Annotated in this window: 10 protein-coding genes; 2 read left to right on the forward strand and 8 right to left on the reverse strand. The window is 48.3% G+C overall.

The annotated features are described in order from the left end of the window. Positions 1-14: 14 nt before the first annotated feature. The 3 genes from K7P76_RS25195 to K7P76_RS25205 all read right to left on the reverse strand — a co-directional run bounded on the left by K7P76_RS25195 (position 15) and on the right by K7P76_RS25205 (position 5404). Positions 15-1703, reverse strand: a complete 1689-nt coding sequence (locus tag K7P76_RS25195) for a vWA domain-containing protein (RefSeq protein ID WP_232188585.1) — start codon at positions 1701-1703, stop codon at positions 15-17. Positions 1704-1715: 12 nt separating this feature from the next. Then, the gene (locus tag K7P76_RS25200) at positions 1716-2453 is read right to left on the reverse strand and encodes a hypothetical protein (protein ID WP_232188587.1); all 738 of its coding nucleotides are present in this window, start codon (positions 2451-2453) and stop codon (positions 1716-1718) included. A 305-nt stretch (positions 2454-2758) separates the two neighbouring features. Further along, complete coding sequence (locus K7P76_RS25205; protein WP_232188589.1) at positions 2759-5404, reverse strand: alpha-mannosidase; 2646 nt, start codon at positions 5402-5404, stop codon at positions 2759-2761. 166 nt (positions 5405-5570) lie between these two features. Between K7P76_RS25205 and K7P76_RS25210 the strand changes: the two genes are divergently transcribed. Next, positions 5571-6758, forward strand: a complete 1188-nt coding sequence (locus K7P76_RS25210) for a GntR family transcriptional regulator (protein WP_232188591.1) — start codon at positions 5571-5573, stop codon at positions 6756-6758. A gap of 91 nt (positions 6759-6849) precedes the next feature. Here the strand turns inward: K7P76_RS25210 and K7P76_RS25215 are convergent, their stop codons facing one another. Together K7P76_RS25215 and K7P76_RS25220 are read right to left on the reverse strand one after the other, a co-directional pair. Then, entirely contained in the window at positions 6850-7239 is a 390-nt protein-coding gene (locus K7P76_RS25215) for an FIMAH domain-containing protein (protein ID WP_232188594.1), read from the reverse strand. Beyond that, entirely contained in the window at positions 7236-7379 is a 144-nt protein-coding gene (locus K7P76_RS25220) for a hypothetical protein (protein ID WP_232188595.1), read from the reverse strand. The genes K7P76_RS25215 and K7P76_RS25220 overlap by 4 nt, the downstream gene beginning before the upstream one ends. 505 nt (positions 7380-7884) lie before the next feature. Between K7P76_RS25220 and K7P76_RS25225 the strand changes: the two genes are divergently transcribed. Continuing rightward, entirely contained in the window at positions 7885-8535 is a 651-nt protein-coding gene (locus K7P76_RS25225) for an SGNH/GDSL hydrolase family protein (RefSeq protein WP_232188597.1), read from the forward strand. Positions 8536-8662: 127 nt separating this feature from the next. Here the strand turns inward: K7P76_RS25225 and serS are convergent, their stop codons facing one another. The 3 genes from serS to K7P76_RS25240 form a co-directional block, all read right to left on the reverse strand. After that, positions 8663-9943 (reverse strand): serine--tRNA ligase, encoded by a 1281-nt coding sequence (gene serS, locus K7P76_RS25230; protein WP_232188599.1) that lies wholly within the window; start codon positions 9941-9943, stop codon positions 8663-8665. A 14-nt stretch (positions 9944-9957) separates the two neighbouring features. Continuing rightward, positions 9958-11043, reverse strand: coding sequence for a 3-phosphoserine/phosphohydroxythreonine transaminase (gene serC, locus K7P76_RS25235; protein WP_232188601.1), 1086 nt, complete (start codon positions 11041-11043; stop codon positions 9958-9960). Between the two features lie 279 nt (positions 11044-11322). Beyond that, a complete protein-coding gene (locus tag K7P76_RS25240) occupies positions 11323-11766 on the reverse strand; it encodes a DMT family transporter (protein ID WP_232188603.1) in 444 nt (147 codons plus the stop codon). Positions 11767-11774: the final 8 nt, after the last annotated feature.

Consider the following 11774-nt stretch of genomic DNA (forward strand, 5'->3'; position numbering starts at 1 on the left):
CTCCTCTGGTTAAGTTACATTTGAACGTTAAACAAGTTTCCTAACTTGTAGACAACATCATCTGTATCGGCATTAATGCTAGCCGCCTCGTTGATACTCGAAATACTTTGAAGTGCTTTAATATTGGCATTATAACCGACAGTGTAAATCGGAATTTTGTACGTCTCGACTAATCCCTTGATATCCTTTAGCGAATAACCCTCATTTGTCTCACCATCGCTTAGGACGAAGATTATAGGCTTAACATTAGGATTAACGGCTATCTCATCTTGAAGCATTTTCAACGCTACGACAATTCCATCAAAGGTGGCCGTACCGCCGCTAGCTTGGAGATTGTTCACCGCACCAACGAACATGGACTGCTGATTAGTGTCGTACTTCCCAATAGGCAAATTAATCGTTACATCGCTTGAATAGGAGACAAGGCCGATACTATTGTCTTTCCCTAGATACTTTTGCCCCTTCAACAAGGACTCCTTCAACCGATTCAAAGGCTCGCCATCCATGCTGCCGGATACATCGGTTACGAATACGGCCGCGATAGGTTTACTTCCGTTTTTCTTTTCTTTCCACACTTTCTGCGCGGAAGACAGAAGGTTACCGTCAACTACGGCAAGCTCCGACTTGTAGTCCTCGAGATTATTGAAGCCCTTTTCTTGAGCTGATTTCTGATACTTATCCTGCGCAACGAATTCCGCAAACTTCTTAATGATGTCTAACTTAGCCTGAGGAAGATCGCCTAAAGCATACAACGGACTGTCATGCCTTACGCCAAAAGGTGTGAAAACATAGCCGCTCTTCAAATCCGCTGCATTGACATAGGTTTGGTACTCCAATACAAATCCGTCAAGTCTGCCCGACTTAGCCGCATCGCGCATTTGTATAGTCGTAGACGCAATAAAGGGGACATTGGCTTGGAATTTCTCAAACCCCTGAACCGCTTTATCTCCCAAAATATTAGTGCTGTCGAAGGTATTGAGTGCCGTTACGAGAAAGTTTAGGCCTGTAGAGCTGGCAAAGGGATCCGTATATCCCATAGAAAACTCGTTATTCGCTATCGCTTCGGTAACGGTTTTGACATTTACCGACCCGTACTTATCTACTAAAGTATCGTATTTCGCCTTGGCTATAACAATTCCGGGAACATTCCCGACGAGACGCTTGGAAACAAGCTGAGTTTTTACGCCGCTCGCCTTTATCATTTCGCCCCATAACTCGTTTGAAGGCGTGTACGCGTCTGGTACATATTTACCGGATTTTATATAATCGGCGGCCGTACCGGAAGCGATATTCCGAATCTTAACGGAAGCAGGCTTCCCGTCGACGTCAATATTAGCCTTGTTAAATTCGGTCGCTACTTCAGCCAACCAACCGTCAACACCGGTCCCCGACTTCTCCGTAGAAGAGAAGATTTCAACGAAGTTATCAGTCGTATTGTCTACGGTTATCGGGTACTTAGAGATATCCGGCAGCGAGGCAGCGACATCGACAGGATCAAGGTCGATCTGACCCTTTACCGGCGTCGCGGTAGTGACGGAAATATCCGAATATAGCTCGCTTAATTGCTTGCCTACGTTTTCCGATGTCACCTGCGCTTTTGATTTCCCTAAATTCGAGGTCAGATTTACTCCATAATACACAAGGGCGAACACGACTACCAAGATAAAACCTGATATCAGGAAAAATTTACTCTTCTTTGCCATTCCTAGCACCTCTCACTGTTTGTAATATTTTGTCTGTTTAATTAACGAGTCTATTTCCTGCATACAAGGCATATTTTCGATATCTCCCAGCTCAAAACTATCCAGGCGCGATATTTCCAGCAGCAGCTTATCCAATTTCAACAAAATTTCCTCGTTAGTCCCTATAGAATTTTTCACGAAAGACAGATGTTCGTTATACATTTCCGTCTTTTGTTGAAGAAGTTCCCGAGAAAACCGCGTTTGTTTTTGGCTCATGATACTTTTGAACTCCGATTCGTCAAAGACATTAAGCCTATTTAGGACGCTCCTGACGTTAAGGTAAAATAGTTTTTCTACCTCCTGAGTTACGGAAGCGAACTTCTTGTAGCTTAACTCAGTCGTATCGAACTTCTGATTTAAGACAGTTAACAAGGTGTCCATTTTCTTTCTCATCCGACTCAATTGCTCCAAAGCCAGAGTAATATCGTCCTCCAGCGCTTTTACGCGTCTATAATGAGTCAAAGCCTCCACGTAGTCTTCGTGTGATTTGATTTGTTTTACAGGTACAACAACGGGTGCCTTAAGCAGTAAAGCATAACTCCCGTAAAGCAACGCAAGCGCACTGGCCAACAACGATGTTACTCCAAACGCTGTTGAAAGAGCACTTCCGCCTATCTCTACACCTAGAAACCCGGGCGAGAGCACTAGGGTATCCAAAACCACTACACCAACAATAAGTCCGAGTAGTTTTATGTATTTTGAACCAGTCAACACTTATACCTCCTCTACCCTCATTAGGAATACGCAGATTGTGCTTCAATGTTCCATAGCTTTCCTAATGGCAGATTCCAGGTAGGAAATTCTAATTCGCGACCCGTCTGCTGCTGCTCGGTATCGATTATGTGACTATAATCATAACTATGCGAAGACATGAAAGTAAACAATACATATATTCTATATTTCCATACATTACATTTCGACTATATGCGACTTATTTCCTCCACTTGGATAAAAGAAAAACACCAAAAAGCCAGCCTCTTGCGACTGGCTTTGATGTTCAGGATATAACCCCTTTTTTAGATTAAAAGCGATATAATTTTTTTTGCCGGAACCGTTAAGGGCAAAGCGTTATTTTCCACAGCATGCTGTCCGATGCATTTTTCATTCAATAATGCTTCCCCGACGCTGAGTCTCCCGTCCATGCTTTCCCCCGTAATCGAAACGGCAACGGACTCGGAGGTCAAGTTGACAAAACGAAGGGACAGGTCGTCACCCGCTCTCGTTTTTTTCAAAGAAGTGACCCATAACGCGGGATGGTCGACGCTAACCCAGGATTGCTTACAAGGAAAGCTGCCCTTATGAACGGAGGTGGTCACCGCACGCAATGGCGTTTGAAAAGCATGCGCCTCCCGTATGCCCTGAACATAATCCCCTTCGTGCGGAACGATCGCAAATTCGGCGGAGAAGGTTCCCAGGCATTGCGCTTCCGGCGTTGCGAAAACGTTCCAATCCCCCAGTTCCCCTACGCACCGAAGCAAAGTCAGCGCAACCGTATTGCGCCCGTCCCTTAGCACCTCATACTCCGGCAGTCCCCGGGCGGCAACCATAAGTCCTTGCCGCTCATCGCTGACATCCACGAACGTTTGCATTCGATCCGCGCGGTTAGGATTCTCCCATCCGGACCACGGTTGAATTTTCCTTCTCACCACGTCGAACGGCGCATCCGCGCAGCATATGTCCGTTGTTAAATCGGTCGGGAAAAGCGCGCGCAGACGATGGTCTTTCGCCGCATTGTTCCCCTTCACCACAACTTCTACCCTGCGGGCGCCAGGTCTCAAAGTGAGGAGCACCTCCAGCTTCAGGCCGATTCTCTCTTGGGACCGCGACTGTCCGTTCCGCTGAAGCGGAATGTCCATTTCGTGAATAATAAGCATTTCCGTAGGTGAGATCCTGCTGATTCGCGCCTTAGTTCCCTTGGTCGTGATACGCTGTTTGTCTTCCGGTTCTTTGTACATGTATTCATTGCCAATATCGCCTGCGTCTTCAAACACAAGCAGTTCCTCATATCGCTTGCCTGTATGTTTTTCCAATAAACTCAAAGAACCATCACTGGCTGCGGCAACGCTAATATATTCATTTTCCAGACTCATCTCTTCTTTGTCTGCCGCAGCGGGTTCCCCTATCGAATCGGGCTCAAATGAAGAGTCCAGCCGTTCGGCTTGAGCCTCATCAACCTTCGTCAACATAAAAGTCGCATACCCGACAGCCGGAATCCGCTGTGCCTGAATTTTCAGCAGGTAGCGGCGTTTGACCCATGGAATTCTAAACCGGTCATCCGGCAACGTAAAGCCATGCGTCCAACCCAAATCCTCGACATGATAAGGCATCTGGTTGCCTTCCGGGTCCAACAGAACCCAGTGATTGAAATCCATTTCGTCAGGCACATCCAGCTGAGCTTCTACCCAATCGTCCCGCATCCATCCCAAAGGATTGAACACCACGATCGCGATGGCATTCTCCCGTTCGGTCGACAAAGAAGCGGTGTCTATATGGCCGGCTATAGAAGCCAGCGACTTTTCGCTTAATGCTGCGGCAATTTGATGAGCTTTTTTAAATCGAACGACCATTTCCTCATGTACTTCGTCCAGACTGCAACCGCAAATACTGTCATGGGGATGGTTTTGCAGCAACAGCTTCCAAGCATGATCCATGAACGCTTCCGGATAAGCTTCGCCCAGCTTCCATGCGATCGCGGAGAACGGCTCTGCCCAACGCTCCAGCTCATTCTGAACCTTGGCATTCCACTGCTTAAGATAAAGCCTGGATGAAGCTGTATTCACCAAAGTCGCCCAGCCATCCGTTTCCTGGCTTGTCAGCTCGCCGTATACGGTTTGAAAGCCGGCCGCATAAGGGGCAATCGCATTCAAATAGTCCGGAAAATTGCTATGAATGAACCGGTAACCGGGCACGTTATCGTTCAAAGCCTGGATCGCCGGTCCCACGTCCGTTTGCACCGGCTGATGATCGCAGCCATTGAGGAGCAGCAGCTGATCCGTTCCGGCAAATCTTTCGACATTTCCCAGCGTTACGGCGGCTCTGACCTTGGCGGCTTCCGAATCTACGGGCAATTCCATTCCGTTGTGATACCAATTCGCCAGAAATACGGAGAGTATTTTCGAACCATCCGGCCCCTCCCACCAAAGCTCCGAACGGTAACCTTCATTCCCGTCATTCTGCACCGTATTGTTTTCCGCGATCGCGTTGATCCCTCGACCGAAAACCGCCGTATCGATTTCAAAACCTTTCAGAATTTGCGCAGACTGAGAGATATTGCCGAACGTATCCGGAAAATAACCGACGCCGGTGCTCCCCCCAAGCTGCTCCGCCCGCTCAATCCCTAGCTGCAAATTCCTTAGCTGCGCCTCCCCGCTTGTCAGAAATGCATCCTGAAGCACATACCAGGGACCGATAAACAGCTTTTTCGCACGAATGAGAAGCTTTATTCGCTCTGCCATTTCAGGACGAATTTCCAAGTAATCCTCGACCAATAGCACATGCCCATCCAAATGGAAATAATGAAAATCAGATTCATTCGATTCCAGGAGACCGATGACTTTATCCATGAGCTCCACAAGCCGGATACGAAATTTCTCGAACGGCAAATACCACTCGCGATCCCAATGAGAATGAGAGATAATATGAACGGTTTTTTTCTCAGTCAAACCAAACACTCCCGCCTTAAAAATATGTATATACAACTTTTATAGTTGTATATTTGTTTCGACCAATATTAACATGTTTATTTGTATGTGTAAATCGGGAAAGCGGCTGTACAGCACGGTCGATAAGTTGTACATTTGTTTTATGTTGAAGTGGGAGTGAATTCATGTGAGTAAAGCAACCCCCCGTATTCCTTTATACACGCAAATCAGAGAGTATGTCTTGGATAAAATCAATCAAAACATTTGGAAGCCGGGTGACCGGCTGCCTTCCGAGAACGAATTGGCGGAACAATTCAACGTTAGCCGGATTACGGTGAAAAACGCCCTCAACCAGTTGATCGAGAATCAATTGATATACCGCATTCAAGGAAGAGGCTCCTTCGTCTCGCACGACTCATCGGGAGAGGCCGTCATTTATCGTCCAGAACCGGCCGTATCCGGCGGCAAAACCAAGCAGTTGGTCGCCTACTTGATGCCGCGATTGGGAAATACGTTTACCGCCCAATTGCTTAATGGTATCGAGAACGAATTGACGAAATCGAACTTCCGGTTGATCTACTGCAAAACCGACGACTCTCAGCAAACGGAAAAGGATATTTTACGCGAGGTTATTCAGCTAGGGGTTAAGGGGATCATCATTTTCCCGGTGGACGGCGAAACCTATAACGAGGAAATATTACGGCTTACATTAAGCAATTTCCCTTTGGTCGTGGTGGACCGCTACCTGCGAGGCATTGAAACGAACTGCGTATGCTCAGACAATGTAGAAGGCGCCCGTGAAGCCACTGCGCATTTAATCGACAATGGACACAGCCATATCGGATTTATCTCTACAATTTACCAGGGAACGACAAGCATCGAAGACCGACTCGTCGGTTACGAGAAAGCTTTGGCGGAAAAGCATCTTCCGGTAGACCATCGGCTTCGTTTGGTACACTTTGATGCGGAACAAGTTAATGTTATTTTGAAGGAAGGCAAAGCGGATCCGTCCGCGAAAGAAGAAATCAAAACCTTTCTGAAGCAAAACCCCGATATGACTGCCGTCTTCGCCATTAACGCAGCGGTTGGCTTGACGGTTATCGAAGCGGCCAAAGAGTTGAATATTCGCGTGCCGGAGCAATTATCGGTCGTGTTTTTCGATAATTATGAGCTTGCCTCCCTGTCCAGCGTACCGCCAACGTGCGTAAGCCAGGAAGAACAGGTCATGGGCGAAGAAGCCGCACGTCTGCTCGTTTCCATTATTGAAAATCCAAAGCAAGAACGCCGCAGAATCATTACATCCAACAAGCTTATTATTAGAAATTCCGTTGCTCCGAATCCACAGTTGCACAATATTCATACCCAAATCAACTAGAACCTATTCAAAAGCGGTTTCCAAACGAAAAGAAGCAGCCGTCACAGAGGAAGCTCTGCAACAGCTGCTTTCTTGTATTCAAAAAGTAACCTTAACCGGCTCGCTCATACCGTCTGTTGTAAATAGGCTTCCCAATCGATTGTTTCCGTGTCCATCTCCGTCGCTTCACCGAGATCGATCTGGAACGAACTATTGTTCGTATACTCGCTCGCCCATCTTGCTGCTGGAATCCATCAACCGCTTTGGCAGGCACATATTTAGGACTAGAGGCTTCTACCGAAGAGGCTTCAACGGCTTTATTTTGCGCTAAGTTCCCGATCAGGTAATAGACGCCTTCCTTCAGCGTGCTGTACACCCCATCCGAAATGAGTTGATCCTTCTTCAGTTGGTCTAGCTTCGCATTAAAGCCTTTAAGATATTTGTCCGCTTGAGCTTCATCCGTTCCTTCAAAGCGTCTCATCATTTCCAAATAATTGTTCAAGGACGAGCCGCTTCGGCATTCGTGAATTGTTGGTCTGCATTGAAGCGGTCAACTAAAGTTCGCATACTAACAGCGCTCGCCGCTGCTTCGATCACATAAGAAGTTTTCTGCGACTTGCCCGTTGTTACAGTTATGATCAACTTGTGTTTGCCCGGCTTGCCGGACAGATCGATAACTGTTCCTGCCGTATAAGGCTTACCGTTAAAAGTAGCAGTGACTTTTGTCAGTCCGCTTACTTGCTATCCTGCCTCCTTCAGAGGATCTCGTGGCTTACAAAAAAACGCTGCGTGTATTGCGCAGGGGTTTCCGATCTAAGTTCACTCGTTCGACAGCGTTGTTGTTAAGGAGAACCCTACGGATTGCCGCCAAGCAGTTCTTAAAGCAGAATAATATTAAAGCATATAAAGAATCGTTAGAGTTGATTAAAAAGAAAACGAAAATACCGGAAAAGTCGAGTTGCCCACGTTTTAAGGGAAATGCTGCAGAGGTCTAAAAAGCTGGGTGAATGAAGAAAATCAAAAGAAGAAAAACCCGACCTCATGCGGTCGTTGAAACAATCATAATAAATGTCCACACAATCCGCGCATAATCACAATAATATACCTCTAAAGCATGTATGATTATGAAAAGGGTGGTCGATATCTTTTGCGCTATACAGCTCTTGGAGATTCCATTACATTCGGGGAAAGTGCCTCCTCTTTCGCAATGGCTTATCCCCAATTAGTTGTAGCCCATTTGAACTCCCACTCTCCTACCCGTAGAGTTATTGGATATGTATTGGCTCGTCCTGGTTGGAGCAGCTGTGATCTATTAGATGCTGCGATAGGGCAAGGTTCCTCAATGATTAGTCATTCTGATGCTGTTTCCGTTTGGATCGGCGGAATCGATTTAATGAATGCGGCACTGATTTCGCTTAGAAACCAGCAACCCTTAACTGCAACACAGAGTTTAAATAATTATAAGCGGAATTTACTTGCTCTGCTCACTCGAATAAAAAGAGAAAGTCATGCCCGAATCATTTGCTGCACGCAATACAATCCATTCCCGAACAGCCCTCTGTCCGCTGAGTCAATAAATCGCTTAAATGACACAACGCGCGAAGTCGCCCAAAGCTGCAATGCCAAAATTGCTTCTGTCCATAGGTGGTTTGAAGGAAATCAAGCGGATCTTATCTATGGATATCGAAAAGGAAAGATTGAAGATGCGTTAAGCGGTTCTCCGCCCATCCATCCAAATGATCGGGGGCATCGAGTTATCGCTACTGGATTAGCCCCGTACCTTGTTCCACGTAAGTAGTCACGTTGCGGTGCAAAATCAAAAAAATCCCGTCTACATGCACAAAAAACGTTACGGAGCCTTTGGTCGCAAGCGGCTTCAGATTCCGTAACGTGTTATTGTGACTAATGTTACCCCGAATATTCCACTATAGCGGCCGAATCTCCTCCGCTCGGTTCAAATAAGGACGCAGCGCCTTCGGTACATAGACAGTCCCGTCTTCCCGCTGATGGTTCTCTAGAAGCGGAATCAGGATCCTCGGGGTTGCGATAGCCGTATTGTTAAGAGTGTGGCAATATTGCATCCTTCCGTCTTCATCCCGATAATGAATATTTGCCCGGCGCGCCTGAAAATCAAGCAGGTTCGAGGACGAGTGCGTCTCCCCGTACGATTGCCTGCTTGGCATCCAAGTCTCAATGTCATATTGCTTGTGTGTTTTTTGCGACATGTCGCCGATACATACGGCAACGACCCGGTACGGCAGCTCCAGCAATTGCAAAATGTCTTCGGCATTCCGGGTCATTTCCTGCAAGAGCTGCTCTGACAGAGAAGGATCATTTTCGCATAATACAACTTGCTCCACTTTCGCAAACTGATGGACCCGATAGAGCCCATGGACATCACGACCGGCCGATCCGATTTCCCTCCGAAAACAGGACGTGACCGCCGCTAGACGGATCGGCTCGTTCAGTTCAATGATTTCATTGCCGAAATACGACACCAGGCTCACTTCGGAAGTGCCGATCAAATATTTGTCCTCCTCCGCGACGGCGAAGACCTGGTCCTCACCCGTGGGAAAAAAACCGGTATTCAAAAGCGCTTCGCCCCGTACCATCATGGGAACCTCAAGCGGAGTAAAACCACGGCGCTCCAGCACATCCATAGCTAGCTGCTGAACGGCCCGATGAAGATGATAACCTGTTCCTTTGAGCACGTAATTGCGGGTACCCGCAATTTTCACGCCACGCTGCAGATCGAGAATGCCCAAACGTTCGCCGATCTCCACATGATTCAATGGCATAAAATCAAATGTCGGAGGCTCGCCCACCCTCCTGATCTCCACATTGTCCGCATCCGATTTCCCGTCCGGCGTATCGGGCGATACCGGATTCGGCACGAGCAGCATCAGCTCCCGGAAAGCCTTCTCCGCCTCTGCCAGACCGATCTCCAACCCGCCCAACACTTCATTGGCTTCCCTGACCTGCCGTTTGACTTGCTCCGCCTCGTCATGTTTCCTTTGCTTGATAAGCTCTCCAATCTGCTCGGATAATCGGTTCCGCTCATGGCGCAAACCCTCGACGTCCTTTAACAACCTTCTCCGCAACTCGTCTTGTTCAAGCAAGTCCGCAATGGAGAGTGTTATCCCCTTCTTCTCAACCGTATGCTGCAGAAGCTCCCGATGTTCACGTACAAACGCAGTATATAGCATATCTATTCTCTCCCTTACCCGTGTCTTTTGCGAAAATCGTTCATGAACCCGGCGAGTGCCTGACATGACTCGGTGGGGACTGCGTTGTAAGCGGAAGCGCGCAGTCCTCCGACACTGCGGTGACCGGCCAGACCTTCGAATCCATTCCGTTCGGATTCCACAACAAACGCCTTTTCCAATAGTTCATCCTTCATTCGCCATGTCACATTCATCATGGAGCGGAATGGCTTTTCCACGATGCCTTTGTAAAATCCGCCGCTGGCATCGATGGCTTCGTAGAGGAACCCGGCTTTCTTCGTATTCCGCTTTTCCAGTTCCGCGATACCACCTTGACGCACAACCCATTCCAGCATGAGTTTCGTCATATAGATGGCGTGTACGGGTGGCGTGTTGTAAAGCGACTTATGCTGCGCATAGGTGCCATACTTGAAAATGGTCGGAATACGCTCGTTGCCTTCCTTCAGCAGCTCGCTTCGAATAACGACGGCCGTCACGCCGGCGGGACCCAGATTTTTTTGCGCGGCTGCGTAGAACATGGCGAACTTCGTCCAGTCCATTCTCCGGCTTAAAATATCGCTCGTCATATCGCCAATCAGCGGAATAGAGCCTGTATCGGGGATCTCCTGAAACTGCGATCCTTCGATCGTGTTGTTGGTCGTTATGTGAATGTAAGCTGTATTCATACCGGCGGCCAGCGGGTTCACATCCGGAAGCTTTGTCCAGTTATCCGCCTTACTGCTGGCGAGAATCTCCGTTTGACCTACCGTTTGCGCTTCTTGATAAGCCTTTTCCGCAAAGCTCCCGGACAACACATAACGCCCGACTTTCTCCTCTTTGAGCAAATTGAGCGGCACCAGAGCGAACTGGGTGCTTGCTCCTCCCCCCATGAACAGAACCTGGTAACCTGACGGTAACCCGATCACCTCAATTAGAAGCTGCTCCGTCTCCCCCATCAATTGCTCCACGATTCGGCTTCGGTGCGACATTTCCATGAGCGACATTCCTGTTTGCCCATACTCGACGAATGCCCGTTGCGCCTGCTCCAGCACCTCAAGCGGCAATGCCGCCGGCCCCGGGTTAAAGTTGTAGACACGATTCATAGTTCCTCAACCTCTCTTCCAGTTTTTGGGTAACAAAAAAACGCCCTTCGTCCGAATTGGGACGAGGAGCGTCAGCTCGCGGTGCCACCCAACTTGATCGAACCGCGACATAACGCGATTCAATCCTCTTGGTTCCGCGATAACGGGCGGGGCCGGTAAGCTTAGGACACAACCCGAACGGGCTGCTCTTGACGAAAACGCCTCCGAGTTGGATTCTCTTCACAGGCATGATCCGAATGTGTAGTTGTTGATCATTCTATAGCTTGCTCTTGTGTTTTGTCAAGAACGTTCATAGCCTAAATCCGAGAGTTTTTGCGCGCGGAACGAACCCGCTCTATCCTCCGCGCCCGAAAGCTTGGGAACGGTAATAGCCTCTCCCAGAAACAAGCGCGCCAGCAGCATGGTCGCCACAGGCGACAGAGCGATGATGAGCGAAGCGTTTCCGACCGTGGAATGTTGCAGCCCTTCGAAATAGAAGAACTGGTTGCACAACGTTCCAAACAGCCCCGCCCAAATCAGAAGGACCCACTCCGACCGAGTGGGACGTTTCAATTTCCGACCAAAGGTTGCGACCGCAATCAGGAAAAGCGATGTGACGCACAACCGCGAATAGGACAGGAAAATGGGAGAGAACTCCCGCAGCAAATAAGCGCTCGCGACGTAATTGGCGCCCCAAACCAGGCAAACGCCGAGCAAGCGTAAAATGACGGTACGATCTTTCAAACAGGTTG

The organism is Cohnella silvisoli (genome assembly GCF_021190915.1).
In the GTDB taxonomy this organism is placed as follows: Bacteria; Bacillota; Bacilli; order Paenibacillales; family Paenibacillaceae; genus Cohnella; species Cohnella silvisoli.

Coding starts and splice junctions, on each gene's coding strand:
- K7P76_RS25195 (WP_232188585.1), bottom strand. CDS start 1,703: ATGGCAAAGAAGAGTAAATTTTTCCTGATATCAGGTTTTATCTTGGTA.
- serS (WP_232188599.1), bottom strand. CDS start 9,943: ATGCTATATACTGCGTTTGTACGTGAACATCGGGAGCTTCTGCAGCAT.
- serC (WP_232188601.1), bottom strand. CDS start 11,043: ATGAATCGTGTCTACAACTTTAACCCGGGGCCGGCGGCATTGCCGCTT.